This window comes from Citrobacter freundii complex sp. CFNIH9 (assembly GCF_002903305.1).
Classification (GTDB): Bacteria; Pseudomonadota; Gammaproteobacteria; order Enterobacterales; family Enterobacteriaceae; genus Citrobacter; species Citrobacter portucalensis.
Genome location: NZ_CP026238.1, coordinates 1,543,888 through 1,570,719 on the forward strand (window position 1 = coordinate 1,543,888; position 26,832 = coordinate 1,570,719).

Below are 26,832 nucleotides of genomic sequence, written 5' to 3' on the forward strand. Positions count from 1 at the left end.
AAAAAAGCGTGGAGCATTCCACGCTTTTCTCGTTTGATCCGGGATGAAAATTACTTCGCTTTACCCTGGTTCGCAACGGCTGCCGCTTTTGCTGCGATCTCGTCAGCATTACCCAGATAGTAGTGTTTGATTGGTTTGAAGTTTTCGTCGAACTCATATACCAGCGGTACGCCGGTCGGGATGTTCAGTTCAAGGATCTCATCTTCGCCCATGTTATCCAGATATTTAACCAGCGCACGCAGAGAGTTACCGTGAGCGGCGATAATTACGCGCTCACCGCTTTTCATGCGCGGCAGAATGGTTTCGTTCCAGTAGGGGATAACGCGATCGATGGTCAGCGCCAGGCTTTCGGTAACCGGTAACTCTTTGTCGGTCAACTTCGCATAACGCGGATCGTGACCCGGATAACGCTCGTCATCTTTGGTCAGTTCCGGTGGCGTTACCGCAAAGCCGCGACGCCATTGCTTAACCTGCTCGTCACCGTATTTTTCAGCGGTTTCAGCTTTGTTCAGACCCTGCAGCGCGCCGTAATGACGTTCGTTCAGTTTCCAGGATTTTTCAACCGGCAGCCAGGCCTGATCCAGTTCGTCCAGTACGTTCCACAGGGTGTGGATGGCACGTTTCAGCACAGAGGTATAAGCAAAATCGAAGCTGTAGCCTTCTTCTTTCAGCAGTTTACCTGCCGCTTTTGCTTCGCCCACGCCTTTCTCTGACAGATCAACGTCATACCAACCGGTAAAACGGTTTTCGTTGTTCCACTGACTTTCACCGTGACGTACCAGAACCAGCTTAGTTACAGCCATACACTCACTCCTATAAATCATATTGAATGATAATAATTCTCATTATATTGCCGTAAAGCGTCAGCGGCAATGCTTACGCATAACCATAGCGAAAATAGCGCCACAGTGTAAGGTTCTTGTGAATTCAAGGTTGCGATTTTGTCTTTGAGTGGTGGGGGTTTGAGCGGTTCTACTGTGATAAACAAATAACAGGCCCGCTACGTTACGTCGTCGGGCCTGTGAGGGGAAAGGATCAGACTGGAATAAACTGATATTCCGTCACGCTGGCATACTCTTCACCCGGGCGTAAGAAGCAGTCCGGCTGCTGCCACTCTGGATGGTTCGGGCTGTCCGGGAGAAACTCACTTTCCAGCGCCAGACCTTGCCAGTCTTCGTAGGCGTCTGGTCCGCGAGATGGTGTACCGCCGAGGAAGTTGCCGGAGTAAAACTGCAATGCCGGGGCGGAGGTGTATACCACCATCTGCAGTTTTTCATCCTGGGACCACAGTCGAGCGACCGGCGTACGCGCATTACCCTGTGCCTGAAGCAGGAAGGCGTGATCGTAACCTTTTACCTTGCGCTGATCGTCATCGGCAAGAAATTCACTACTGATGATTTTAGGCGTGCGGAAATCGAAAGTGCTACCAGCGACGGATTTCAGCCCGTCATGCGGGATGCCCATTTCATCAACTGGCAAGTACTCGTCCGCCATAATTTGCAGCTTATGCTGGCGCACATCCGTTTTGTCACCGTCGAGGTTAAAATAAACGTGATTCGTCAGATTCACCGGACAGGGCTTATCGACCGTGGCGCGGTAGGTTATCGAAATACGATTATCGTCAGTCAGGCGATACTGCGCGGTGGCGCATAGATGGCCAGGGAAACCCTGATCGCCATCGTCAGATGTTAAGGCGAACAGCACCTGACGGTCATTCTGATTGACTATCTGCCAGCGACGTTTGTCGAAACCGTCTGGCCCGCCGTGCAGCTGGTTGTTGCCCTGACTTGGTACCAACTCAACGGTTTCGCCGGCAAAGGTATAGCGGCTGTTGGCGATACGGTTAGCGTAGCGACCAATTGAAGCGCCGAGAAACGCAGCCTGCTCCGGGTATTGTTCCGGACTGGCGCACCCGAGCAATGCTTCACGCACGCTACCATCGCTAAGCGGAATACGCGCAGAGAGCAGCGTCGCACCCCAGTCCATGAGCGTGACGACCATCCCTGCGTCATTGCGCAGGGTGAGCAGGCGAAACGGCTGACCGTCCGGAGCCTGCACAGGGATTTCGCTTAACATTGTCCTGCTCCTTGTGAAGGTTTGCAGACGTAGAATGTTTCTTTGATACCGGTTTTTGCTTCGTATTGTTCCGCGACGGCCTGCTGTACGGCAGGTACCAAATCTTGCGGGATCAGCGCCACGATACAGCCGCCGAAGCCGCCGCCGGTCATACGGACACCGCCTTTATCGCCGATGGTCGCTTTGACAATCTCGACCAGCGTATCAATTTGCGGCACGGTAATTTCAAAGTCATCGCGCATTGAGGCGTGAGATTCCGCCATCAGTTGGCCCATGCGCAGCAGGTCGCCTTTTTCCAGCGCCTGTGCGGCTTCAACGGTACGCGCATTTTCCGTGATCACGTGGCGAACGCGTTTGGCGACAATCGGATCCAGTTCGTGGGCGACGGCGTTAAACGCTTCAAGGCTGACATCACGCAGCGCTGGCTGCTGGAAGAAACGCGCGCCGGTTTCACACTGTTCGCGACGGGTATTGTATTCGCTACCGACCAATGTGCGTTTAAAGTTACTGTTGATGATCACCACCGCTACGCCCTCAGGCATGGAAACGGCTTTGGTGCCCAGCGTTCGGCAGTCGATCAGTAGCGCATGATCTTTCTTACCAAGTGCCGAGATCAGTTGATCCATAATGCCGCAGTTACAGCCGACAAACTGGTTTTCAGCTTCCTGGCCATTCAGGGCAATCTGCGCGCCGTCGAGCGGCAGATGATAGAGCTGCTGGAATACCGTACCCACAGCGACTTCCAGTGAGGCAGAAGAGCTTAAGCCCGCACCCTGCGGGACGTTACCGCTGATCACCAGATCCGCGCCGCCAAAGGCGTTATTGCGCTTTTGCAGATGTTTCACTACGCCACGCACGTAGTTTGACCACTGCTGGCTGTCATGAGCGATAATTGGCGCATCAAGCGAGAACTCATCAACCTGATTGTCGTAATCAGCGGCGATCACACGGACTTTTCGATCGTCGCGTGCCGCACAGCTGATAACGGTTTGATAGTCGATAGCGCAGGGCAGAACGAAGCCGTCGTTATAATCTGTATGTTCACCGATCAGGTTCACACGACCCGGTGCCTGAATAGTATGGGTGGCAGGGTAGCCAAATGTTTCAGCAAACAGAGATTGTGTTTTTTCTTTCAGACTCATTATTTAAACTCCGGATTCGCGAAAATGGATGTCGCTGACCGCACGCAGTCGTTCAGCCGCTTGTTCTGCCGTCAGGTCGCGCTGGGTTTCTGCCAGCATTTCATATCCGACCATAAATTTACGCACGGTTGCGGAACGCAGCAGCGGTGGATAAAAGTGTGCGTGCAACTGCCAGTGTTGGTTTTCTTCACCGTTAAACGGTGCGCCGTGCCAGCCCATAGAATAGGGGAATGAGCACTGGAACAGGTTGTCGTAACGACTGGTCAGTTTTTTCAACGCCAGCGCCAGGTCAGCACGCTGTTCGTCGGTCAAATCGGTAATTCGCAACACGTGCGCTTTCGGCAGCAGCAGCGTTTCGAACGGCCACGCGGCCCAGTAAGGGACAACCGCCAGCCAGTGCTCGGTTTCTACGACCGTACGGCTGCCGTCCGCCAGCTCACGCTGGACGTAATCAACGAGCATCGGCGCGCCTTGTTCGGCGAAGTACGCTTTCTGCAGGCGATCTTCACGTTCGGCTTCGTTAGGCAAAAAGCTGTTGGCCCAAATTTGTCCGTGTGGGTGCGGGTTTGAGCACCCCATCGCTGCGCCTTTATTCTCAAATACCTGCACCCAGGGATAGGTTTTGCCTAAGTCTTCAGTCTGTTCCTGCCACGTTTTCACAATTTCTGTTAGCGCAGGGACGCTGAGTTCCGGCAGCGTTTTGCTGTGATCGGGCGAGAAGCAAATTACACGGCTGGTACCGCGCGCGCTCTGGCATCGCATTAACGGATCGTGACTGTCCGGCGCGTCCGGGGTATCGGACATCAGCGCCGCAAAGTCATTGGTAAAGACATAGGTCCCGGTGTAATCCGGGTTTTTGTCGCCGGTAACGCGCGTATTGCCAGCGCACAGGAAGCAGTCCGGGTCATGTGCAGGCAGTACCTGCTTAGACGGAGTTTCCTGCGCCCCTTGCCACGGGCGTTTGGCGCGATGTGGTGATACGAGGATCCACTGCCCGGTGAGCGGGTTAAAACGGCGATGTGGATGATCGACAGGATTGAATTGCGTCATGATTGGTCCTTAATCCGAATATCCCTGCGGGTGGCGTGACTGCCAGTGCCAGGTATCTTGTGCCATTTCATCCAGTGTGCGGGTCACGCGCCAGTTGAGCTCGCGATCGGCTTTGCTGGCGTCAGCCCAGTAGGCCGGAAGATCGCCATCACGGCGCGGGGCGAAATGGTAATTCACCGGTTTACCGCAAGCTTTGCTGAAGGCGTTGACCACGTCCAGCACGCTGCTGCCGATGCCTGCACCGAGGTTGTAAATATGTACGCCCTGTTTACCCGCCAGTTTTTCCATGGCAGCAACATGGCCGTCGGCGAGATCCATCACGTGGATGTAGTCGCGTACGCCGGTGCCATCTTCAGTAGGGTAGTCATTGCCAAATATGGCAAGAGATTCGCGACGGCCAACGGCAACCTGCGCGATGTAAGGCATCAGGTTGTTTGGAATACCTTGCGGATCTTCCCCCATATCTCCCGATGGATGAGCGCCAACCGGGTTAAAGTAGCGCAGCAGGGCAATGCTCCAGTCGGGCTGCGCTTTTTGCAGATCGGTCAGGATCTGTTCCACCATCAGCTTGCTTTTGCCGTACGGACTTTGCGGCGTGCCGGTGGGGAAGCTTTCAACGTAAGGAATTTGCGGCTGATCGCCATAGACGGTCGCGGAGGAGCTGAAAATGAAGTTTTTCACGTTGGCAGCGCGCATTGCATTCACCAGACGCAGAGTGCCGTTGACGTTGTTGTCATAGTACTCCAGCGGCTTGGCAACGGATTCTCCAACGGCTTTTAAACCGGCAAAATGGATGACCGTATCAATGGCATGATCGTGCAGAATTTCGGTTATCAGCGCTTCGTTACGGATGTCTCCTTCCACGAAGGTCGGATGCTTGCCGCCTAAACGCTCAATGACGGGCAGTACGCTACGCTTGCTGTTGCAGAGATTATCCAGGATCACCACTTCGTGACCGTTTTTCAGCAACTGCACGCAAGTGTGGCTTCCAATGTAACCGCTACCACCTGTAACCAATACTCTCATAATTCGCTCCGTTAAGCCTATGGTATGCAATAACCATAGCATAACAAAGATGCGAAAAGTGTGACACGGAATAAATTAGTGGAATCGTTTACACTCCAGTGTTTTCACTCGATGCTGCCAGTTACTTTATTATAAATCATTATGTTAGGTTGTTATTTCAGCACTTGTCTGAAAAAAAAGCAGAAAAAAGGGCGTGATAAACGCCCTGGCATGAAAATTAACGCAGAGAAGTTTGTCGATAGGCGTAGATATCACCCTCGGGTACAAACTCTAGCCGATGGGTAATGCAGGCCGGGGCATCTTCGGCGTGATGAGAGACAAACAAAAGCTGAGTTTCACCTTCACCGATCAGGACATCCACAAACCGACGGATCAGTTGACGGTTGAGCGGATCTAATCCTTGCAACGGTTCATCGAGGATCAGCAACGTAGGATGTTTCACCAGTGCACGAACAATCAATGCCAGCCGCTGCTGCCCCCAGGAAAGACTATGAAATGGCGCATCCGCGGTACGTTTATCGATGCCCAGAATATCCAGCCACTGTTGTACCAGCTTGTGCTGCCTGTCGGAGACGGCCTGATAAATGCCGATTGAATCGAAATAACCGGAGAGAATAACGTTGCGAACTGTCGTACTTACCCGGTAATCCAGATGCAGGCTGCTGCTGACATAGCCAATATGTTTTTTGATATCCCAGATAGTTTCACCGCTGCCCCGGCGGCGGCCAAACAGGGTCAGGTCGTTGCTATATCCCTGGGGATGATCGCCAGTGATTAAACTGAGCAGGGTTGATTTCCCCGCACCGTTGGGGCCGATGATTTGCCAGTGTTCCCCCGGATTTACCCGCCAGCTCAGATGATGCAGGATAGGGCGATCGTTATACGAGACGGTGCCGTCGTTAAGCACAATGCGCGGCTCGTTATCTGACAACGTGTGGCGCACCGAAGGCTCATCCGGTTCGGGTAACTGGATGCCTTCCAGCCGTTCGCTATGGGCAAGCTGAGCGATTAATGCCTGTTGCAGAAGGTCGGGTTTTGCACCGGTTTCCGTCAGCGTGCAGTCGGCAAGTACGCCGGCAAACTGCACGAATTCGGGAATTTCATCAAAGCGATTAAGCACCAGTACCAACGTTAAACCGGCCTGGTGCAACTCAGCGAGCAACTCTGCTAACTGGCGACGGGACGCCACGTCCAGCCCGTCAAAGGGTTCATCAAGGATCAGCAAATCCGGTGTGGACATTAATGCCTGGCAGAGCAGGGTTTTGCGCGTTTCACCGGTGGAAAGGTATTTGAAACGCCTGTTAAGTAGGGATGAAATGCCAAACTGCTGCGCCAGCGCAGCGCAGCGGGCGGGGTCGTGGACTTCGTCCTGAATGATTTCTGCGGTCGTACGCCCGGTGTCGTCTTCACCGGGACTAAGAAGATCGGTGTTGTTTCGCTGCCACTCGTCGCTGACCAGCTTTTGTAGCTGCTCAAATGAGAGCCGGGTAATACGCGTAAACTGACAGTGACGTTCGCCTTTCAGAAGCGGTAACTCGCCCGCCAGCGCGCGGGCCAGCGCAGATTTCCCGCTGCCGTTAGAGCCAACAAACGCCCAGCTATCACCCGCGTTTAACGTCAACGCATCTAACTGGAGCGTTTTTGTGTCGCTAAGACGAAATGTGCCTTGCGAAATTTGCAACGATGACATTTTGTATCCCATTATTTGCAGCGATGAATAACAGGGATACGTGTTCTTCAGGCTGATGTCAATTAACTCAGCACAGTGTGGCGATAATCACCCTGTCCGCATTAAAATATGCTGTGACGTTAGCGCCTTCCGTTAATGTGTGGGTCTGCTCTATCGGCAAAGTCGCGCACAGCGTCTGGCCGTCTGGCAAGGTCATCAACACTTCGCACTGCTCCGCTCCGCGTTCGATATGGCTGATTGTGCCCTGCAACTGGTTATCGGCGGCCTGAGCGATGGCGTCGTCCTGAGTGATTCCTACCCACGGCGCTTTCAACAGAATCAGTACTTCTTTGCCTTCCTCAAGCCCGAGACGCTCGCCGCTTCGTGCAGTGATTGCCACTTTCAGGCGCGTTTCGCCATCCGCCAGCAGCACGTCGACATGCTGTTGAACCTGATCGTGGTCGCGGGCGGTAATGGTGCCAAACCACTGGTTACGGGCGCTGGTTTGCAGCGAAAAGCGAGAGATCGCCGCCAGCAGGCTATTGAGCGGCAGTGCGTCGTCATCGCTCAAAACATCGAAGGCTTTCTGTTGGATTTGCGCTAATAAATCATACAGCTGGATTAAGCGTTGGCCGTAGCGCGTTAATACCGCGCCGCCGCCGCCTTTGCCGCCAGTGGCGCGCTCAACCAGCGTCTGCTCGCTGAGCTGATTCATTTCGTTAATCGCATCCCAGGCGCTTTTATAGCTGATACCTGCATCCTTCGCGCCCTGACTGATGGAGCCGGAAAGCGCAATGTGCTTAAGCAGAGAAATGCGACGGGGATCGGCAAACAGTTTTTGCTGAAGTTTCAGCGTAAGAAGGATTTCGGCCTGCATCACAAGCTCCTGGCAAAAGGGGTATTGTGACGGAAAACCGCGCGCGCGCAAAGCCAACCGCACAAAAGGGGAGTGCTTTTCTGTGTTATGTGGTTAGAATACAACTAAGGACTATATCTGGAGTTGACCATGTTAGAGTTATTGAAAAGTCTGGTATTCGCCGTAATTATGGTTCCTGTGGTGATGGCTGTCATCCTGGGGCTGATTTACGGACTGGGTGAAGTGTTCAACATCTTCTCCTCTATCGGTCAGAAAGACCAGTCCAGACAGAATCATTGATTCCCCAAACGCCCGCTCAGTCGGGCGTTTATATTTTTTGCCTGCCAACTCGTTTTCTCAAGATCTTGCTTTCCCTGCCGATATTTTCTTTGTGTAACCTCTAATTGGTATCAATAACCACTGGGAAAATCCTGGTTTACTCGTTATATTTGCTCCTACATAACGAAACGCAAAGGAGTTACAGATGGCACGTACATGGTTACGCTTGTTTGCAGGGGCAACACTTTCTCTTACCGTTGCCGGACATGCGCTGGCGGACGAAGGAAAGATTACCGTTTTTGCAGCGGCTTCGCTGACCAACGCGATGCAGGACATTGCAACGCAATATAAAAAAGAGAAGAACGTTGATGTTGTCTCCTCTTTTGCTTCTTCTTCCACACTGGCGCGTCAGATTGAAGCAGGCGCACCGGCCGATCTGTTTATTTCTGCCGATCAGAAATGGATGGACTACGCGGTAGACAAGAAGTCGATTGATACCGCATCGCGTGAAACGTTGTTGGGTAACAGTCTGGTGGTGGTTGCGCCGAAAGCCAGCGCGCAGAAAGACTTCACCATTGACAGCAAAACCAACTGGACCAGTCTGTTGAATGGTGGACGCCTGGCTGTTGGCGATCCAGAACATGTTCCGGCGGGCATTTATGCCAAAGAAGCGCTGCAAAAACTGGGTGCATGGGATACCCTGGCCCCGAAACTGGCTCCTGCTGAAGATGTGCGCGGTGCGCTGGCGCTGGTAGAGCGTAACGAAGCGCCGCTGGGGATCGTCTATGGTTCCGATGCTGTCGCCAGTAAGGGCGTAAAAGTTGTTGCGACTTTCCCGGAAGATTCGCACAAAAAAGTGGAATACCCTATCGCGATTGTTGATGGGCACAAAAACGCAACGGTTAGCGCGTTCTATGATTACCTGAAAGGACCGCAAGCTGCTGAAATCTTTAAACGTTATGGATTTACGACCAAGTAATGATACTGACCGATCCTGAATGGCAGGCCGTCATCCTGAGCCTGAAAGTTTCTTCCCTGGCTGTGTTGTTTAGTTTGCCGTTTGGGATCTTCTTTGCCTGGCTGCTTGTGCGATGCAAGTTCCCGGGCAAAGCGCTGCTCGACAGCGTTCTGCATTTGCCGCTGGTTCTGCCGCCGGTCGTGGTGGGCTATCTGCTGTTGGTCGCCATGGGGCGGCGCGGATTCATTGGCGAATGGTTGTACGACTGGTTTGGCATTACCTTTGCCTTTAGCTGGCGCGGTGCGGTACTGGCTGCGGCGGTGATGTCTTTTCCTCTGATGGTACGGGCAATTCGTCTGGCGCTGGAAGGTGTCGACGTCAAGCTGGAGCAGGCGGCCCGCACGCTGGGAGCCGGACGCTGGCGTGTATTCATGACCATTACGCTACCGCTGATGCTGCCCGGCATTATTGTCGGTACGGTGCTGGCGTTCGCGCGTTCCCTCGGGGAATTCGGCGCAACCATTACTTTTGTTTCCAACATTCCTGGCGAAACCCGCACCATTCCTTCGGCGATGTATACCCTGATCCAGACTCCCGGCGGCGAAAGCGCGGCGGCGAGGTTGTGTATCATTTCTATTGTTTTAGCGCTGATTTCGCTGCTGATTTCTGAATGGCTGGCGCGTATTAGCCGTGAGCGGACGGGGCGATAATTATGCTGGAACTCAATTTCTCCCAGACGCTGGGGACGCATTGCCTGACGCTCAACGAAACGCTGCCAGCCAGCGGCATCACCGCTATTTTTGGCGTTTCCGGCGCGGGCAAAACCTCACTGATTAACGCCATCAGCGGCCTGACGCAGCCGCAGTCCGGACGCATCGTGCTAAATGGTCGGGTCTTAAACGACGTCGAGAACGGTATCTGTTTAACGCCGGAAAAACGCCGGGTGGGCTATGTTTTCCAGGATGCGCGCCTGTTCCCGCACTATAAAGTGCGCGGCAACCTGCGTTACGGAATGGCGAAAAGCATGGCCGGACAGTTTGATAAGCTGGTGGCGCTGTTGGGCATTGAACCGCTGCTTGACCGTCTGCCTGGCGGTCTTTCTGGCGGTGAAAAGCAGCGTGTCGCCATCGGTCGGGCGCTGCTGACCGCGCCTGAGTTATTGCTGCTTGATGAGCCGTTAGCCTCACTGGATATACCGCGTAAACGCGAACTGCTGCCTTACCTGCAACGCCTTGCACGTGAAATCAATATTCCGATGCTGTATGTCAGCCACTCGCTTGATGAGATTTTGCACCTGGCGGATAAAGTGATGGTGCTGGAGAACGGGCAGGTCAAAGCGTTTGGTTCGCTGGAAGATGTCTGGGGTAGCAGCGTGATGCACCCCTGGCTGCCTAAGGAACAGCAAAGCAGTATTCTGAAAGTCAGCGTGCTGGAACATCATCCACACTATGCGATGACCGCGCTGGCGCTCGGCGATCAGCATCTGTGGGTCAATAAGCTGGAGCAACCGCTGCAAACCGCGCTGCGTATTCGTATTCAGGCATCTGATGTTTCACTGGTGCTCCAACCACCCCAGCAGACCAGTATTCGTAACGTTCTCCGGGCAAAAGTCGCGCAATGCTATGACGATAACGGTCAGGTGGAAGTTCAGCTTGAGGTGGGCGGTAAGACGCTGTGGGCGAGGATTAGCCCATGGGCCAGGGATGAACTGGGTATCAAACCTGGCCTGTGGCTGTACGCGCAAATTAAGAGCGTATCGATTACCGCCTGATTACAGCAGGTGGGAGTAGATAAATTTCGCGATGCTGTCTGTGGTGTTGTCACCAATCACGATGTTGGCGCGGGCTTTGACCGCGTCATCCGCGTTGCCCATCGCCACACCGGTACCTGCGGCTTCCAGCATGCTGATATCGTTAAAGTTATCACCAAAGGCAATCACGTTTTCCATTGACCCGCCCTGTGCTTCAATCCACTGGGTAAGGCGTCGTCCTTTGCTGTTGCCTTTACGAGCAATGTCGACCTGATCATGCCAGGACCATTCACACTCCAGTCCCAGCTGTTGCTCAACGTACTGGCCAAACTGCTGCAGTTTCGGAATATCTTCGTCGGTCAGGGCAAATTTCCAGACGGCGTTGACGTCATGTGCGGCCTGCGCCAGCGAAGGAACCTGGGTGAAGGTCGGGCGCTGTTCCGGCGGCAGAGTTTGCGCCCAGTTAGCGGTACGCACCACATGCCCGGTTGGGCGCTCATACAGCATGGCCTCATCCACATACATCAGCCCGTGGATCTGATGTTCATCCAGCATTTCGATCAGCTGTAATGCCTGGTCTACCGGGAGGGGATCGGATTCCAGTACCTTTTTTGCCTGATAATCATACAAGTAGGTACCGTTACAGCAAATTGCAGGTGTATCCAGCGCCAGTGCCTGATAAAAAGGATGAATAGCAACGTGATGGCGACCTGTGACAATGATAAGTTGGTAGCCTGCTTCTCTGGCGCGCGAGAGCGCTTCGAGGGAGGATGGCAGCAAGGTTTTTTTCGGGGTCAACAGGGTACCGTCTAAATCCAGGGCAATCACGCGTGCGGTCATAGTTTTTTCCAGATTAAGGTTGAGAATTTTGTCTGCTGGAATGGTACACCGAGACGGGAGCCGGACAAAATTCTGAGCCTTAATTAAGCATTCACCGTTAAAAGCGTCTACCTTAGGCGTGTGTCAGGCAATTGCAGCCACCTGCCAAAAAGCAAAGGAGTATTCATGAAGCAAACCGTTTATACCGCCAGCCCTGAAAGTCAGCAAATCCACGTCTGGAGCCTGAATCACGATGGTTCTCTGACGCTGACGCAGGTGGTTGATGTACCGGGTCAGGTACAGCCGATGGTCGTCAGCCCGGATAAGCGTTACCTCTATGTTGGTGTGCGCCCGGAGTTTCGCGTGTTGGCTTATCGTATTGCGCCTGATGACGGAGCGCTGACCTTCGCGGCAGAGTCAGCGCTGCCGGGTAGCCCGACGCATATTTCTACCGATCATCAGGGACGTTTCGTGTTCGTTGGCTCTTATAACGCGGGTAGCGTGAGTGTCACGCGTCTGGAAGATGGCCTGCCGGTGGAACTGGTTGACGTGGTAGAAGGTCTGGATGGTTGCCACTCAGCCAACATCTCTCCGGATAACCGTACCCTTTGGGTTCCGGCGTTGAAACAGGATCGTATCTGCCTGTTTGACGTTAGCGATGATGGCCATCTGGTTGCGCAGGAACCGGCTGAAGTGACTACCGTTGAAGGCGCGGGCCCGCGTCATATGGCGTTCCATCCGAATAAGCAATATGCCTACTGCGTGAATGAGCTGAATAGCTCTGTTGATGTCTGGGAGCTGAAAGATCCGTACGGCAAGATTGAGTGTGTGCAGACGCTGGATATGATGCCTGCTGATTTCGCGGATACCCGTTGGGCAGCAGATATTCACATCACACCGGATGGTCGTCATCTGTATGCCTGTGATCGTACCGCCAGCCTGATTACGGTCTTTAGCGTCTCTGAAGATGGCAGTGTGCTGACCAAAGAAGGTTTCCAGCCTACCGAAACTCAGCCGCGCGGTTTTAATATCGATAACAGAGGTAAATACCTGATTGCAGCCGGGCAAAAATCGCACCATATCGCGGTATACGAGATTGCTGGCGAACAAGGACTGTTGACGGAGAAAGGTCGTTACGCGGTAGGACAAGGCCCGATGTGGGTGGTGGTTAACGCTTACTAAAACGCCAGGCGTTACAAACGATCCGCAATCTTGTGAAGATTGCGGATTTTTTTTGCTTATTTAGCAAACGACATGTTTTCCTGACACTTAGCCACAGATGTCCAAAGGCTATCTGTATCATCTGCCCATAAATTAAGCAGAAGAGAGAAGAAACGTTCAGCGGGAGGGGAGAGGATAGCGTCTTTACGCCGAATAACTCCCAGCGTGCGTCTAATCACAGGCTCAACCAGTGGGATCCCTATCAGCGTTGGATGCGGCGTTTGCGGCATTGCTAACCCTGGTAATGCGGAAACACCTAGTCCAGCTTCAACCAGACCCAGCGAAGTGGACAGATGACGAACCTCGTAAAACCAGTTCAACTTCCACGGTTTATCGGACAAATGTTGTTCAATCAATAATCGGTTACCGCTTGAGGAACGAACGCCTATCAGTTTGTAACTCAGCAATTCTTGCCACTCAACCAACTGCTTACTAGCGAGCGGATGATCGCGTCGACAAGCCAGAACAAACGGTTCATTAACCAGTGGAGTGAACTCGATAGAGGAATTTGTGATGTTGTTCATGTTTATTCCAAAATCAGCCTCATTGCAAAGTACGGATTCCATACAATTATTCGTACCTTGTTCAATAATTCGCACTTTGATATTGGGATATCGTTCATTAAATTTTCCAATTGCCAACGGCAAGAAATAGAAAACCGCGGTAGGAATACAGGCTAATGTCACTATGCCGTGATGATGAACATTCATTTCACTGATGTTAAAAATGGTCTCATCCAACGCTCTAATTAATTCTCTGGCTTCAGGTAAAAGCATTGCCCCCGCTTTTGTTAATGTGACTTTGCGAGTTGTTCTTTCAAATAGCTGGGTGTGTAAATACTCTTCCATTTTTTTAATCCTGCGCGTTAATGCAGGTTGCGTAATATTGAGTAACTTGGCGGCATTGTTAAAAGAATCGGACTCTGCCAACGTAACAAATGCCTTCATGCTCGATAACTCGTGTTTCATTTTGACTCCGGACTCAATCAGGGAAGCCCCTGTCTAAGATGAAAGTGTTCAGTGTATCCGCAATTCATAAATTTTAATTAATAAAAATAAATCACTAATCACACAAACAAAGTCATTAGCCACCCTATTCATGACATGCAACCATGTATGTAGTGGAAATAATATTGAGAGCATTGTTATGAAAAAAATACCTTGCGTTATGATGCGTGGAGGAACCTCCAGGGGTGCATTTTTATTAGCACAAGATTTACCAGAAGAAGAAAAACAGCGGGATGAAATATTGATCGGGATTATGGGTTCTGGCAATGCGTTGGAAATAGATGGCATTGGCGGTGGCAATCCGTTAACCAGTAAAGTCGCGATTATTAGTCTTTCAGACGACCCCAACGCTGATATCGATTATTTATTTGCTCAGGTACTGGTACATGAGCAACGGGTCGATACCACACCCAACTGTGGCAATATGCTTTCCGCCGTTGGTGCGTTTGCTATTGAAAAGGGGTTGATTGCTGCTTCTACGCCGACCACCCGCGTACGCATTCGCAATGTGAACACCAACACGTTTATCGAAGCTGATATACAGACGCCGCATGGTGTTGTTGAGTATGAAGGAACGGCACGAATTGACGGCGTCCCGGGAACATCGGCCCCTATTGCGTTGACGTTTCTTAATGCCGCAGGTTCTAAAACTGGGCATATTTTTCCGACGGGCCAACACATCGATTATATCAACTCAGTTCCGGTGACCTGTATGGATATGGCGACACCTGTCGTAATTATTCCTGCCGAATACCTTGGGAAAACGGGCTATGAATCAGCGGAAGAACTGGATGCAGACAACGAATTATTGTCGCGTATTGAGTCTATTCGTTTACAGGCCGGTGAAGCTATGGGGCTGGGTGATGTCAGCAATAAGGTTCTCCCAAAACCGATTCTCATCTCTGCACCTCAACACGACGGCGAAATTAATGTTCGTTATTTTATGCCGCACTCTTGCCATAAAGCGCTGGCGATTACCGGGGCGATAGCTATCGCCAGCAGCTGTGTCATTAACGGTACTGTTTCGCGTCAGGTAACGGCGGGGGGGCATTACGGGAATATCACTATCGAACATCCTGGCGGCACTCTTGATATTCATTTAACCAATAAAGGGGATGAACCTGAAACTATCAGAGCTTCGGTTATTCGGACCGCCAGAAAAATATTCACTGGTGATGTTTTCCTTCCCTGACAGCATTGGCCTCATTTCTCTGCGATCGCAGAAAAACGAAAAATACTGTATTGCCTGTATAGATTATTCAGGATTAATAAATGAACGTTAAATCATTATGGAAGCTAATTTTAATATTAGCGATCCCCTGTATTATTGGTTTGATTCCTGCCCCTGCGGGATTAAGTGAACTAGCGTGGGTGCTGTTTGGTATTTATCTTGCGGCCATTGTCGGACTGGTGATTAAACCGTTTCCTGAACCGGTGGTGCTATTGATTGCCGTTGCCGCCTCTATGGTAGTTGTCGGTAATTTAGGCCATGGCGTACTGAAGACCAGCAGCGTACTGAGCGGTTATGCTTCCGGTACGACATGGCTGGTTTTCTCCGCATTTACGTTAAGTGCTGCTTTTGTGACGACGGGGCTGGGTAAGCGCATTGCTTATATTCTGATCGGTAAAATTGGTAACACCACGCTTGGACTTGGCTATGTGACCGTATTCCTTGATCTGGTGTTAGCTCCGGCAACACCGTCAAATACCGCGCGAGCGGGAGGAATTGTATTGCCCATTATCAATAGCGTGGCGGTGGCGCTGGGCTCTGAGCCAGATAAGAGCCCGCGCCGTGTCGGTCACTACCTGATGATGACGGTCTATATGGTTACCAAAACGACCAGCTATATGTTTTTTACTGCGATGGCAGGAAACATTCTGGCGTTGAAGATGATCAATGATATCTGTCATTTACAACTGAGCTGGGGGGGATGGGCACTCGCGGCAGCTTTGCCTGGACTGGTTATGCTGTTGGTAACGCCTTTAGTTATCTATTTTATGTATCCACCTGAAATTAAAAAGGTTGATAACAAAACTATTGCTAAAGCCGGGCTTCAGGATTTAGGGCCAATGAAAGGGCGCGAAAAAATGCTGCTGGGTATCTTCGTCCTTGCGTTATTGGGATGGATTTTCAGTAAAAGCCTTAGCGTTGATGAATCAACGGTAGCGATTGTCGTAATGGGCATGATGCTTTTGTTAGGCGTGGTTACCTGGGATGATGTGGTTAAAAATAAGGGCGGCTGGAATACCTTAATCTGGTATGGCGGTATTATCGGATTAAGTTCGCTATTATCGAAAGTGAAATTCTTTGACTGGTTAGCTGAACTATTCAAAAACAACCTCGACTTTGGTAATCACGGCAATGTGGCGTTCTTCGTTATTTTGTTCCTGAGCATTATCGTTCGATATTTCTTTGCCTCAGGCAGTGCATATATTGTGGCAATGATGCCGGTATTTGCCATGCTGGCGAATGTCTCCGGCGCACCATTGATGTTAACCGCGCTGGCATTACTCTTCTCTAACTCCTATGGCGGAATGGTCACCCATTATGGCGGTGCCGCGGGTCCGGTTATTTTTGGCGTTGGCTATAACGATATTAAATCGTGGTGGCTGGTGGGGGGCATGCTGACCTTACTGACCTTTATTGTCCATATCACCCTGGGCGTGTGGTGGTGGAGCATGTTGATTAACTGGAACATGCTGTAAACCATAAGCCAGATTCAAATTATTAATTGACTGCGCACTAATATAAGTACGGGATTACGGAGTATCAAATGATTACGTTGTATGAAAAAGGAGTTTATCTCTCCGATAATAATGAAGTTGTAGCTGAGGATTCTTTGCCAGGGCATATCTGCAAAGAGGATGCGAAAAAAGGAACTATAGCGTGGTCGATTCTCTCCGCGCATAATACGTCCGGTGATATGAATAAGCTTAAAATTAAGTTTGATTCATTAGCCTCACACGATATTACCTTTGTCGGTATTATTCAGACTGCAAAAGCCTCTGGCATGGAACGTTTTCCGCTGCCGTATGTTCTGACTAACTGCCATAACTCATTATGTGCAGTAGGGGGAACTATTAATGGTGACGATCATATGTTTGGTCTGTCTGCGGCACAGCGTTACGGCGGAATCTTTGTGCCGCCACATATTGCTGTTATCCATCAATACATGCGTGAAATGATGGCGGGCGGCGGCAAAATGATCCTTGGCTCAGACAGCCATACACGTTACGGCGCATTGGGTACGATGGCGGTAGGAGAGGGGGGCGGTGAGCTGGTCAAGCAGCTGCTAAACGACACCTGGGACATTGATTATCCTGACGTCGTTGCCGTTTATCTGACCGGGAAACCCGCAGCAGGTGTTGGTCCACAGGATGTGGCGTTAGCGATCATTGGCGCGGTATTTAAAAATGGCTACGTCAAAAATAAGGTCATGGAGTTTGTCGGCCCTGGCATCCGCCATCTCTCAACGGATTTTCGCAACAGCGTTGATGTGATGACCACTGAAACCACCTGTTTGAGCTCCGTCTGGCAAACGGATGATGAAACTCGTAGTTGGCTGGCATTACATGGACGTGAGCAAGACTATCGCCAGCTAAGTCCGCAGCCGATGGCCTGGTACGACGGTTGTATTTATGTTGATTTGAGTGCGATTAAGCCGATGATTGCGCTGCCATTCCATCCAAGTAATGTCTATGAGATTGATACTCTCAATGAGAATCTGACGGATATTCTCCGGGAGATTGAAGTTGAATCTGCACGTATCGCGCAGGGTAAAGCCAGCCTCTCGTTGTTGGATAAAGTAGAAAATGGCCGCTTAAAAGTACAGCAGGGGATCATTGCTGGATGCTCGGGCGGCAACTATGAAAACGTGATTGCTGCGGCGCAGGCATTACGTGGTCAATCCTGCGGTAATGATGCTTTCTCGCTTGCTGTCTACCCTTCGTCACAACCGGTGTTTATGGATTTAGCACAGAAAGGTGTCGTTACAGATTTACTGGGCGCGGGGGCTGTCATCAGAACCGCATTCTGCGGTCCATGCTTTGGCGCAGGCGATACGCCAATCAACAATGGTCTTAGCATCCGCCATACCACGCGCAACTTCCCTAACCGTGAAGGCTCGAAACCGGGCAATGGTCAAATGTCAGCCGTTGCGCTGATGGATGCGCGATCAATTGCGGCTACGGCAGCCAACGGAGGATTCCTCACTGCTGCGACGGATCTGGACTGCTGGGATACGGTGCCAGACTATGCGTTTAATCCTGCACCTTATAAGAGTCGCGTATACCAGGGATTCGTAAAAGGGGCAACGCAGCAGCCGCTCATTTACGGCCCGAACATTAAAGACTGGCCGGAACTGGGCGCATTAACGGAAAATATTCTGCTGAAAGTGGCCTCGAAGATCCTTGATGATGTGACAACAACGGATGAACTTATCCCGTCCGGTGAAACCTCGTCGTATCGCTCTAATCCACTAGGACTGGCGGAATTTACGCTGTCTCGACGAGATCCTGGGTATGTGGGAAGAAGTAAAGCGACGTCGGAGCTGGAAAAAAGGCGCGTGGAGGAGTGCGATGTCAGCGAACTGGCGTCAGTTTTCGAACGCATCCAACAGATTGCCGGTCAGGAAAATGTGCAACCGTTGGATACTGAGATTGGTAGCATGATTTACGCCGTCAAACCTGGCGATGGCTCGGCGCGCGAGCAGGCGGCGAGCTGTCAGCGAGTGATTGGCGGCTTGGCAAATATTGCCCAGGAATATGCCACCAAGCGTTACCGTTCCAACGTTATCAACTGGGGTATGCTACCGCTCCAGATGGCAGAGCAACCTTCATTTGAAGTGGGTGACTATATCTATATTCCCGGTATTCGCCGCGCGTTAGATGAGTGCAGTAAAGAAATCGAAGCGTATGTGCTTCACGATGATGGTGCGGTGAGTGAAATCAGTGTGTATATGGAAAGTCTGACCGCAGAAGAGCGTGAAATTATTAAGGCAGGGAGTTTGATTAACTTTAATAAGTCGCGTTTGGTGTAACACTAATTGTATGCCGGAGAGGGCGATTTTCGTCGCCATCCGGCACATTGCCCGGCAGAGCATGAATCTGCCGGGTTTACATCAGAGAATGACGTTTACTGCTTAGGTTCAGCAACCACTTTGCTACCGATACCGCGGTTGTTGTATTCCCACATACGGTTGAAGTTGGTGTCGTTCAGGTTACGCTGGATTTCACCTTTGTCATCTTCCGCACCGGTATTACCGGCAAACGGGCGTTTTGCGATAACGCTGTCAGCCCATGGTTTTGTCATGTTAAAGCCTTCGTTAATCACGCTGTCACGAATCACGACCTGACCGTTAGTGTTGGAATCGACATCCAGCGAGCGGCCTAACTGCGCCACGCCATCGCCACTTGCCGTGAAGCGACTATTAATCGCCAGGAAACCGTAGTAGATGTTAGACAGGGTAGCCGGTGCGAAGACATAGGCTTCCTGCTGGGTACGGGAGTTCACTACACGGAAATCGGTGTTATCGAACACTACGGCACCGCGACCGGAAACGATATCCACATCGCCTTCAATGTAGCTGTTGGTAACCAGCGTACGCGGCTGACGATCGTTTTCCAGACGGTTTTGTACGCCGCTATTGGTCACGAAGAAGGTATTCTGGCGGCCCAGGATATTGACCTTGTTGATCTGCACTTTATCGCCATCGGTACGCAGTGCAACGGCCGGGTGGTTACCCGCATCAACGCTGTCACCCAGGTTGTTTTCGATGGTCAGGTTCTGCAATTGCAGACCGTTATTTTGCGACCAGACGACAGCAGAACACATCACGCCAATATTCGTGCCGCGTTTGTTCTGGCAATTATCAAACATATACCACGCAGGTTTACCCGGCATGTATTTACCGGCTGGGTTCACCGTACGACGCCAGTCAGCGGTGCTCATTTCACCGTCAATGGCCTGGCCAATTTTCACATCAAGCGGTTTTTCGCCCATACCGTACAGCGTCAGGCTACCTGTTGCTGCCGGAATATATACCGTGCCCTGGTACTCGCCTGGCATAATCGCGATGTACTGACGTTTGTTAGTACGTTTGATGATTGCTGCATCAACAGCGGCTTGAATGCTGGTATGGGTGACGCCCTGAGTCCCTGCCGGGCCAACGACGAAGTCAGGCTGTGCAGGCAGAGAAATAGAAGAAGGGCTCCACGGCGCGGTGTTTGGCGTCAGTGCGGAAAAATAGTGCGCAGCAACGAAGTTTTTCGCTTCATTGGCCGACAGGATCGGGCGCGAAGAGGTGCCTGGCGCGGTCTGATCGGAAGGAATTTGATCGGGCGGCGTAGAGCTACAGGCGGTCAGCGTCACGCCAAAAGCCATTGCCAGCGCCAGACGGGAAACTGATGATATGTTCACAGGTTGCTCCGGGCTTTGAAAGTTATCCATTAAAGCCTGCTTTTTTATACTAAGTTGAGCGAAACGGGAAGGCGAAAAGGTAAAAAGTTGTTTTTTATCGCAGCAATGTCTGGCGCGGAGAGTCTTTATATCACAAATAGATAACAATTATGGTTCTTCAGGTTGACAACATCCCTATAATCAAAAATAAATGTCTATACAACCCATGACAAGTGGTGAGTCGAATGCAGCAATTCTTCCCTGATGATGTTATCTGGCGCAATGTTCGTCTGGCGACTATGGACCCTGAACGTGGTACCCCATATGGGCTGTTGGATGGTCACGCGCTGATCGTCCGCCAGGGCAAGATTCGCGATATCGTCCCGGAATCATCGTTATATCTCACGCATGACAATACTTTTGATATGCAGGGCAGGCTGATTACGCCTGGCCTGATTGATTGCCATACGCATCTGGTCTTTGGCGGAAACCGCGCAGGTGAGTGGGAGCAGCGGCTAAATGGTGTCTCCTACCAGCAGATAAGCGCTCAGGGTGGGGGGATCAATGCCACCGTATCGGCGACCCGCAGCGCCACGGATGAACAACTCTTACACGTAGCCCATCAGCGGATGGAACAGCTGATCAAAGAAGGTGTTACGCTGCTGGAAATAAAATCCGGCTACGGCCTGGATTTGCCGACAGAAGAGAAAATATTGCGCGTGGTGGCAGCGCTGGCGGCAGAGAATATCGTTGAAATCAGCCCGACGCTGTTGGCTGCGCATGCAACTCCAGCGGAATACCGGGATGATCCTGACGGCTATATTACGCTGGTGTGTGAGACCATTATGCCGCAATTGTGGGAACAAGGGCTGTTTGAGACCGTCGATCTGTTCTGTGAAAGCGTTGGTTTTTCGTTGGCGCAGAGCGAGCGGGTGTTTCAGGCTGCACAGGCGCTGGGCATCCCGATTAAAGGCCATGTCGAACAACTGTCATTGCTTGGCGGCGCACAGTTGGTAAGCCGCTACCACGGGCTATCCGCCGATCATATTGAATACCTCGATGAAGCGGGTGTAGCGGCGATGAGCCAAAGCGGTACGGTCGGTGTGCTGCTGCCCGGCGCATTCTATTTCCTCAAAGAGCAGCAGCGCCCACCGGTAGCGTTGCTGCGTCAATATCAGGTACCGATGGCGGTAGCGACAGATTTTAACCCCGGTACCAGTCCGTTTATCAGCCTGCACTGGGCGATGAATATGGCCTGCGTTCAGTTTGGCCTAACGCCGGAAGAAGCATGGGCGGGCGTAACCCGTCATGCGGCCCGGGCACTGGGGCGTCATGCCACCCACGGTCAATTGAAGGCCGGGTTTGTGGCCGATTTTGTGGTGTGGGATGCAACCCTCCCGGTCGAGATCCTGTATGAACCCGGGCGCAATCCGCTCTACCAACGCGTATTCAAAGGACAAATAGCATGACCAACTGGCAACCAGCCTCACCTGCGCTGTGGCAGGGACGTGATGACCGCGCCGAATCGCCGAATGCGCTGCGCCTGTTTCAGACTATCACCCTGAGCCAGACGTTTAGCCCAGAAATGTACCGCGAGCAGATAGCGTTGCTCGGGTTTGCCTGCGACGAAGGCGTTAAACGCAATCAGGGGCGCACGGGCGCCGCCGGAGCACCCGATGTGCTGCGCAAGGCGCTGGCGAATTTAGCCAGTCATGATGGGCACAATCGACTGGTGGATCTGGGAAATATTGTGGCGCAGGCTCCCGATCTTGAGGGCGCGCAGCAGGCGTTACGCAATGCGGTACAGCGCTGTCAGCAGGAGAACATGCGTACCTTTGTTTTGGGCGGGGGACACGAAACTGCCTTTGCGCACGGCGCGGGCGTACTGGATGCGTTCCCGCAGGCGAAAGTGGGGATAGTCAACTTCGATGCGCATCTCGATTTGCGCAAAGCTGAACAAGCTACATCCGGTACGCCATTTCGCCAGTTGGCGCAGCTTTGCGATGAACAGCAGCGTGAATTTCACTATGCCTGTATCGGAGTCAGTCGGGCGGCAAACACCCAGGCGCTTTGGGATGAGGCCCAGCGGCTCGGTGTTACCGTGGTGGAGGATCTGCATTGCGATACGGCGCAGGCGCAGTTAGCGCAGTTCATTGCCAATCTGGATGTCATCTATCTGACAATCGACCTCGACGTGCTGCCGGTGTGGGAAATGCCCGGCGTGTCGGCCCCCGCCGCGCTTGGCGTACCGTTGGCGACGCTGCTGAAACTGATTGAGCCTCTGTGTCGTAGCGGTAAACTCCTGGCGGTGGATATGGTTGAATTTAATCCACGCTTTGACGATGATGGCAGAGCAGCACGCGTGGCGGCGCGATTAGGCTGGCAAATCGCCCACTGGTGGCACTGATATACCTGATGGCGTTGCGCTTATCAGGCTCGGGTAATGCCTGTAAACTCTACCCACTCACATTTTCAGCTTAAGGAAGGCTCACGCATGCTCCCATCCCGTTCTGCTCCGGCTCCTTTTTACGAAAAGGTCAAACAGGAGATCAGCGAAAAAATTGCCAGCGGTATCTGGCAGCCTCACGATCGCATTCCTTCTGAGGCAGAGCTGGTGGCGCAATATGGTTTCAGCCGCATGACCATCAACCGGGCGCTGCGTGAGTTAACGGATGAAGGTTTACTGGTGCGTTTGCAGGGCGTCGGGACGTTTGTCGCAGAGCCCAAAGGCCAGTCCGCGCTGTTTGAAATCCGCAGCATCGCGGATGAAATCAACGCCCGTCAGCATCAGCACCGGTGCGAAGTGCTGACGCTGGAAAAAACCCAGGCCAACGCGCAGCAGGCTTTGGTGTTAAACGTCAAAGAAGGCACCTCCATTTTTCACTCTGTCATGGTTCATTACGAGAACGATCTGCCGGTACAGATTGAAGATCGCTGCGTGAATGCCGAAATTGTGCCGGAGTATCTGGCGCAGGATTACAGCCAGACCACGCCGCACGCATACCTGTCACTGATCGCCCCGCTGACGGAAGGTGAACATATTGTTGAAGCGGTACGTGCCAGCGCTGAAGAGTGCGCGCTGCTGAATATCAAAGAACACGATCCCTGCCTGCTGATCCGCCGTAAGACCTGGTCTGCGTCGTCCATAGTCTCTCATGCCCGCTTGCTGTTCCCGGGTTCCCGCTATCGCCTGCAAGGACGGTTTATGTCCTGATACAGGACATGAAAACCGTGATTGCTGACGCAATATAATAAAAATGTATATTAATTGTTAAAATCACCCTTGCGATGACTTGTATAGACAAGTATATGTTTCTTATCTATCCGACGTTCGCGAGGAGTTTTCTGTCATGTCCCATAGCAAATATCGTCAGCAGGATATTCGTGCCCCACGCGGCACCACCTTAACGGCCAAAAGCTGGCTGACCGAAGCGCCGCTGCGCATGTTAATGAATAATCTGGATCCCGATGTGGCGGAAAATCCGCATGAGCTGGTGGTATACGGTGGGATTGGCCGCGCCGCGCGGGACTGGGAATGTTATGACGCCATCGTCAATGCGCTGACCAAACTGGAGACCGATGAAACTCTGCTGATCCAGTCTGGTAAACCGGTAGGCGTATTCAAAACTCACGACAATGCACCGCGCGTACTGATTGCCAACTCCAACCTGGTGCCGCATTGGGCTACCTGGGAACACTTCAACGAACTGGACGCCAAAGGGCTGGCGATGTACGGCCAGATGACCGCCGGAAGCTGGATCTACATCGGCAGCCAGGGCATCGTGCAGGGGACTTATGAAACCTTCGTTGAGGCCGGGCGTCAGCATTATCAGGGTAACCTCAGCGGACGCTGGGTGCTGACCGCCGGGCTGGGCGGCATGGGCGGAGCACAACCGCTAGCCGCTACACTTGCGGGTGCGTGTTCGCTGAACATTGAATGCCAGCAAAGCCGAATTGATTTCCGTCTGCGTACCCGTTACGTCGACGAGCAGGCGACATCGCTTGACGATGCGCTGGCGCGTATCGACAAATACACCCGCGAGGGTAAAGCCGTCTCCATTGCGCTGTGTGCTAATGCCGCCGACGTTGTGCCGGAGCTGGTGAAGCGCGGTGTGCGCCCGGATATGGTCACTGACCAGACCAGCGCCCACGATCCGCTGCATGGTTATCTGCCGTGCGGCTGGAGTTGGGAAGAGTATCAGGCAAAAGCGGTGTCCGATCCCCAGGGCACGGTGCAGGCGGCGAAACGTTCAATGGCAACGCACGTTGAGGCGATGCTGGCGTTTAGCAAAATGGGCGTGCCGACGTTTGATTACGGCAACAACATTCGCCAGATGGCCAAAGAGATGGGCGTGGAAAACGCCTTTGATTTCCCGGGATTCGTACCTGCTTATATTCGCCCCCTGTTCTGTCGCGGCATAGGCCCGTTCCGTTGGGTGGCACTGTCAGGCGATCCGCAGGATATTTATAAGACTGATGCCAAAGTGAAAGAGATCGTGGCTGATGATAAGCACCTTCATCACTGGCTGGATATGGCGCGTGAGCGGATTAACTTCCAGGGCTTACCAGCGCGTATCTGCTGGGTCGGCCTGGAGTGGCGACAAAAGCTGGGGCTGGCGTTTAATGAAATGGTGCGCTGCGGTGAAGTATCCGCGCCGATTGTTATTGGCCGTGATCATCTGGACTCCGGTTCTGTTGCCAGCCCAAACCGCGAAACCGAAGCTATGCGCGACGGTTCAGACGCCGTATCCGACTGGCCGCTGCTGAACGCGCTGCTTAACACCGCCAGCGGTGCGACCTGGGTGTCGCTGCATCACGGCGGCGGGGTCGGCATGGGCTTCTCTCAGCATGCCGGGATGGTCATTGTTTGCGATGGTACCGATGAAGCCGCGGCGCGCATCGCCCGGGTCTTACATAACGATCCGGCTACCGGGGTGATGCGCCACGCCGACGCCGGGTATGACATTGCGGTGGAGTGCGCCGTTGAAGAAGGGCTGAATTTGCCAATGATTGCTGCGACGCAGGAGAAACGCTGATATGAACACCATGACACTCACGCCGGGCCATCTGAGTTTTACCCAGCTACGTGAAATCTGGCAGCAGCCGGTCAAACTGAGCCTGGATGCCGGGGCGATTGATGCAATCAACGCCAGCGTCGCCTGCGTCAATAATATTGTCGCTGAAGGCCGTACGGCGTATGGCATTAATACCGGCTTTGGCCTGTTGGCTCAGACCCGTATCGCCACGGAAGATTTGCAGAATTTACAGCGTTCGCTGGTGCTTTCCCATGCGGCAGGCGTTGGCGAGGCGCTGGATGACGCAATGGTTCGCCTGATTATGGTGCTGAAAATCAACAGCCTGGCGCGTGGTTTTTCCGGCATTCGTTTGAGCGTGATTGAAGCGCTGATTGCGCTGGTGAATGCCGAGGTGTATCCACTGATCCCGGCGAAAGGGTCGGTGGGCGCATCGGGCGACCTGGCGCCGCTGGCACATATGTCGTTGACGCTATTGGGCGAAGGTAAAGCGCGCTGGCAGGGGGAATGGCTCCCGGCTACCGACGCGCTGAAAAAGGCCGGACTGGAGCCGATCACGCTGGAGGCGAAAGAGGGGCTGGCGCTGCTCAACGGCACTCAGGTTTCCACCGCCTTTGCACTGCGCGGGTTAATTGAAGCTCAGGAACTGTTTGCGTCTGCGACGGTGTGCGGGGCGCTGACCACAGAAGCCGTGCTGGGCTCCCGTCGTCCGTTTGACGCCCGTATTCATGCCGCGCGAGGGCAGCGTGGGCAGATTGATGCCGCAACGCTATACCGTCATGTGTTGACCGACTCCAGCGCGCTTTCGCAGTCGCATCATAACTGCGAAAAAGTACAGGACCCGTATTCTCTGCGCTGTCAGCCACAGGTGATGGGGGCGTGTCTGACGCAAATGCGCCAGGTGATGGATGTTCTGCTGGTTGAAGCCAACGCGGTTTCCGACAACCCGCTGGTGTTTGCCGAAGAGGGCGATGTGATTTCCGGCGGCAACTTCCATGCTGAACCGGTGGCGATGGCGGCAGATAATCTGGCGCTGGCAATTGCGGAAATTGGCTCGTTATCAGAGCGGCGCATTGCGCTGATGATGGACAAACATATGTCGCAGTTGCCGCCGTTCCTGGTGAAAAACGGTGGGGTTAACTCCGGCTTTATGATTGCTCAGGTAACCGCCGCCGCGCTGGCGAGCGAGAACAAAGCGCTGGCGCATCCGCACAGCGTGGACAGCTTGCCGACATCCGCTAACCAGGAAGATCATGTTTCTATGGCTCCGGCGGCGGGGCGCAGACTGTGGGAGATGGCAGCAAATACGCGCGGCGTGATTGCCGTGGAGTGGCTGGCGGCGTGTCAGGGGATTGACCTGCGTGAAGGGTTAACCTCCAGTCCGTTGCTGGAGCAGGCGCGACAGGCGCTGCGCGAGCAGGTTGCCCACTACACGCAGGATCGCTTTTTTGCCCCGGATATTGAGTGCGCGACCGAGCTGTTAGCGCAAGGAACGTTGCTGCAATTGCTGCCTGAATTTCTGTAGAAAATTGCCTGATGTCGACGCTGA

Annotated in this window: 23 protein-coding genes; 13 read left to right on the forward strand and 10 right to left on the reverse strand. The window is 52.8% G+C overall.

Annotated features, from left to right (window positions below):
- Positions 1–50: 50 nt before the first annotated feature.
- The 7 genes from gpmA to modE all read right to left on the reverse strand — a co-directional run bounded on the left by gpmA (position 51) and on the right by modE (position 7,840).
- Positions 51–803, reverse strand: a complete 753-nt coding sequence (gene gpmA, locus C2U43_RS07770) for a 2,3-diphosphoglycerate-dependent phosphoglycerate mutase (protein ID WP_003022999.1) — start codon at positions 801–803, stop codon at positions 51–53.
- Positions 804–1,035: 232 nt separating this feature from the next.
- Positions 1,036–2,076 carry a galactose-1-epimerase gene (galM, locus tag C2U43_RS07775; protein WP_057066491.1) on the reverse strand — a complete coding sequence of 347 codons (1,041 nt, stop codon included), beginning with the start codon at positions 2,074–2,076 and terminating at the stop codon, positions 1,036–1,038.
- A complete protein-coding gene (galK, locus tag C2U43_RS07780; protein ID WP_032942744.1) occupies positions 2,070–3,218 on the reverse strand; it encodes a galactokinase in 1,149 nt (382 codons plus the stop codon). The genes galM and galK overlap by 7 nt, the downstream gene beginning before the upstream one ends.
- A gap of 3 nt (positions 3,219–3,221) precedes the next feature.
- Complete coding sequence (gene galT / locus C2U43_RS07785; protein WP_032942745.1) at positions 3,222–4,268, reverse strand: galactose-1-phosphate uridylyltransferase; 1,047 nt, start codon at positions 4,266–4,268, stop codon at positions 3,222–3,224.
- A 9-nt stretch (positions 4,269–4,277) separates the two neighbouring features.
- The gene (galE, locus tag C2U43_RS07790) at positions 4,278–5,294 is read right to left on the reverse strand and encodes a UDP-glucose 4-epimerase GalE (protein ID WP_003831462.1); all 1,017 of its coding nucleotides are present in this window, start codon (positions 5,292–5,294) and stop codon (positions 4,278–4,280) included.
- 217 nt (positions 5,295–5,511) lie between these two features.
- Positions 5,512–6,984 (reverse strand): molybdate ABC transporter ATP-binding protein ModF, encoded by a 1,473-nt coding sequence (gene modF / locus C2U43_RS07795; protein WP_103284906.1) that lies wholly within the window; start codon positions 6,982–6,984, stop codon positions 5,512–5,514.
- A gap of 67 nt (positions 6,985–7,051) precedes the next feature.
- Complete coding sequence (gene modE, locus C2U43_RS07800) at positions 7,052–7,840, reverse strand: molybdenum-dependent transcriptional regulator (RefSeq protein WP_103284907.1); 789 nt, start codon at positions 7,838–7,840, stop codon at positions 7,052–7,054.
- Between the two features lie 129 nt (positions 7,841–7,969).
- Here modE and C2U43_RS07805 point away from each other — a divergent pair, with 129 nt between their 5' ends.
- The 4 genes from C2U43_RS07805 to modC all read left to right on the forward strand — a co-directional run bounded on the left by C2U43_RS07805 (position 7,970) and on the right by modC (position 10,827).
- Entirely contained in the window at positions 7,970–8,119 is a 150-nt protein-coding gene (locus C2U43_RS07805; protein ID WP_020996536.1) for an AcrZ family multidrug efflux pump-associated protein, read from the forward strand.
- Between the two features lie 184 nt (positions 8,120–8,303).
- Positions 8,304–9,077, forward strand: a complete 774-nt coding sequence (gene modA, locus C2U43_RS07815; protein WP_003831470.1) for a molybdate ABC transporter substrate-binding protein — start codon at positions 8,304–8,306, stop codon at positions 9,075–9,077.
- Positions 9,077–9,766, forward strand: coding sequence for a molybdate ABC transporter permease subunit (gene modB, locus C2U43_RS07820; protein ID WP_008784169.1), 690 nt, complete (start codon positions 9,077–9,079; stop codon positions 9,764–9,766). The genes modA and modB overlap by 1 nt, the downstream gene beginning before the upstream one ends.
- A 2-nt stretch (positions 9,767–9,768) precedes the next feature.
- Entirely contained in the window at positions 9,769–10,827 is a 1,059-nt protein-coding gene (modC, locus tag C2U43_RS07825) for a molybdenum ABC transporter ATP-binding protein ModC (protein WP_003831474.1), read from the forward strand.
- Here modC and C2U43_RS07830 read toward each other — a convergent pair whose 3' ends face one another.
- Entirely contained in the window at positions 10,828–11,646 is an 819-nt protein-coding gene (locus C2U43_RS07830; RefSeq protein ID WP_003831476.1) for a pyridoxal phosphatase, read from the reverse strand.
- A 165-nt stretch (positions 11,647–11,811) separates the two neighbouring features.
- On the opposite strand from C2U43_RS07830, the gene pgl reads away from it, so the two are divergent.
- Positions 11,812–12,807, forward strand: a complete 996-nt coding sequence (gene pgl, locus C2U43_RS07835; RefSeq protein WP_020996535.1) for a 6-phosphogluconolactonase — start codon at positions 11,812–11,814, stop codon at positions 12,805–12,807.
- Between the two features lie 56 nt (positions 12,808–12,863).
- On the opposite strand, the gene C2U43_RS07840 is transcribed toward pgl, so the two are convergent.
- Positions 12,864–13,814, reverse strand: a complete 951-nt coding sequence (locus C2U43_RS07840) for a LysR family transcriptional regulator (RefSeq protein WP_103284908.1) — start codon at positions 13,812–13,814, stop codon at positions 12,864–12,866.
- A 178-nt stretch (positions 13,815–13,992) separates the two neighbouring features.
- Here C2U43_RS07840 and C2U43_RS07845 point away from each other — a divergent pair, with 178 nt between their 5' ends.
- From C2U43_RS07845 to C2U43_RS07855, 3 genes are all read left to right on the forward strand, one after another.
- The gene (locus C2U43_RS07845; RefSeq protein ID WP_103284909.1) at positions 13,993–15,045 is read left to right on the forward strand and encodes a 4-oxalomesaconate tautomerase; all 1,053 of its coding nucleotides are present in this window, start codon (positions 13,993–13,995) and stop codon (positions 15,043–15,045) included.
- 80 nt (positions 15,046–15,125) lie between these two features.
- Positions 15,126–16,559: an anion permease gene (locus tag C2U43_RS07850; RefSeq protein WP_048214643.1), complete on the forward strand. Its 1,434-nt coding sequence runs from the start codon at positions 15,126–15,128 to the stop codon at positions 16,557–16,559.
- A 68-nt stretch (positions 16,560–16,627) separates the two neighbouring features.
- Entirely contained in the window at positions 16,628–18,892 is a 2,265-nt protein-coding gene (locus C2U43_RS07855; protein WP_103284910.1) for a hydratase, read from the forward strand.
- A 95-nt stretch (positions 18,893–18,987) separates the two neighbouring features.
- On the opposite strand, the gene C2U43_RS07860 is transcribed toward C2U43_RS07855, so the two are convergent.
- Positions 18,988–20,271 (reverse strand): putative acyl-CoA thioester hydrolase, encoded by a 1,284-nt coding sequence (locus C2U43_RS07860; protein ID WP_103285972.1) that lies wholly within the window; start codon positions 20,269–20,271, stop codon positions 18,988–18,990.
- Between the two features lie 224 nt (positions 20,272–20,495).
- Here C2U43_RS07860 and hutI point away from each other — a divergent pair, with 224 nt between their 5' ends.
- From hutI to hutH, 5 genes are all read left to right on the forward strand, one after another.
- On the forward strand, positions 20,496–21,719 hold the full coding sequence (hutI, locus tag C2U43_RS07865; protein ID WP_103284911.1) for an imidazolonepropionase: 1,224 nt from the start codon (positions 20,496–20,498) through the stop codon (positions 21,717–21,719).
- Positions 21,716–22,657, forward strand: coding sequence for a formimidoylglutamase (gene hutG, locus C2U43_RS07870; RefSeq protein ID WP_103284912.1), 942 nt, complete (start codon positions 21,716–21,718; stop codon positions 22,655–22,657). The genes hutI and hutG overlap by 4 nt, the downstream gene beginning before the upstream one ends.
- An 87-nt stretch (positions 22,658–22,744) precedes the next feature.
- On the forward strand, positions 22,745–23,464 hold the full coding sequence (locus C2U43_RS07875) for a histidine utilization repressor (RefSeq protein WP_003831502.1): 720 nt from the start codon (positions 22,745–22,747) through the stop codon (positions 23,462–23,464).
- A gap of 136 nt (positions 23,465–23,600) precedes the next feature.
- Positions 23,601–25,286, forward strand: a complete 1,686-nt coding sequence (gene hutU, locus C2U43_RS07880) for a urocanate hydratase (RefSeq protein ID WP_103284913.1) — start codon at positions 23,601–23,603, stop codon at positions 25,284–25,286.
- A gap of 1 nt (position 25,287) precedes the next feature.
- A complete protein-coding gene (gene hutH, locus C2U43_RS07885; RefSeq protein ID WP_103284914.1) occupies positions 25,288–26,808 on the forward strand; it encodes a histidine ammonia-lyase in 1,521 nt (506 codons plus the stop codon).
- Positions 26,809–26,832: the final 24 nt, after the last annotated feature.

Coding starts and splice junctions, on each gene's coding strand:
- galM (WP_057066491.1), bottom strand. CDS start 2,076: ATGTTAAGCGAAATCCCTGTGCAGGCTCCGGACGGTCAGCCGTTTCGC.
- hutU (WP_103284913.1), top strand. CDS start 23,601: ATGTCCCATAGCAAATATCGTCAGCAGGATATTCGTGCCCCACGCGGC.
- C2U43_RS07855 (WP_103284910.1), top strand. CDS start 16,628: ATGATTACGTTGTATGAAAAAGGAGTTTATCTCTCCGATAATAATGAA.
- galE (WP_003831462.1), bottom strand. CDS start 5,294: ATGAGAGTATTGGTTACAGGTGGTAGCGGTTACATTGGAAGCCACACT.
- modF (WP_103284906.1), bottom strand. CDS start 6,984: ATGTCATCGTTGCAAATTTCGCAAGGCACATTTCGTCTTAGCGACACA.
- modC (WP_003831474.1), top strand. CDS start 9,769: ATGCTGGAACTCAATTTCTCCCAGACGCTGGGGACGCATTGCCTGACG.
- hutH (WP_103284914.1), top strand. CDS start 25,288: ATGAACACCATGACACTCACGCCGGGCCATCTGAGTTTTACCCAGCTA.
- C2U43_RS07845 (WP_103284909.1), top strand. CDS start 13,993: ATGAAAAAAATACCTTGCGTTATGATGCGTGGAGGAACCTCCAGGGGT.
- C2U43_RS07840 (WP_103284908.1), bottom strand. CDS start 13,814: ATGAAACACGAGTTATCGAGCATGAAGGCATTTGTTACGTTGGCAGAG.
- C2U43_RS07830 (WP_003831476.1), bottom strand. CDS start 11,646: ATGACCGCACGCGTGATTGCCCTGGATTTAGACGGTACCCTGTTGACC.
- modB (WP_008784169.1), top strand. CDS start 9,077: ATGATACTGACCGATCCTGAATGGCAGGCCGTCATCCTGAGCCTGAAA.
- galT (WP_032942745.1), bottom strand. CDS start 4,268: ATGACGCAATTCAATCCTGTCGATCATCCACATCGCCGTTTTAACCCG.
- galK (WP_032942744.1), bottom strand. CDS start 3,218: ATGAGTCTGAAAGAAAAAACACAATCTCTGTTTGCTGAAACATTTGGC.
- pgl (WP_020996535.1), top strand. CDS start 11,812: ATGAAGCAAACCGTTTATACCGCCAGCCCTGAAAGTCAGCAAATCCAC.
- C2U43_RS07875 (WP_003831502.1), top strand. CDS start 22,745: ATGCTCCCATCCCGTTCTGCTCCGGCTCCTTTTTACGAAAAGGTCAAA.
- modA (WP_003831470.1), top strand. CDS start 8,304: ATGGCACGTACATGGTTACGCTTGTTTGCAGGGGCAACACTTTCTCTT.
- C2U43_RS07805 (WP_020996536.1), top strand. CDS start 7,970: ATGTTAGAGTTATTGAAAAGTCTGGTATTCGCCGTAATTATGGTTCCT.
- hutG (WP_103284912.1), top strand. CDS start 21,716: ATGACCAACTGGCAACCAGCCTCACCTGCGCTGTGGCAGGGACGTGAT.
- gpmA (WP_003022999.1), bottom strand. CDS start 803: ATGGCTGTAACTAAGCTGGTTCTGGTACGTCACGGTGAAAGTCAGTGG.
- hutI (WP_103284911.1), top strand. CDS start 20,496: ATGCAGCAATTCTTCCCTGATGATGTTATCTGGCGCAATGTTCGTCTG.
- modE (WP_103284907.1), bottom strand. CDS start 7,840: ATGCAGGCCGAAATCCTTCTTACGCTGAAACTTCAGCAAAAACTGTTT.
- C2U43_RS07850 (WP_048214643.1), top strand. CDS start 15,126: ATGAACGTTAAATCATTATGGAAGCTAATTTTAATATTAGCGATCCCC.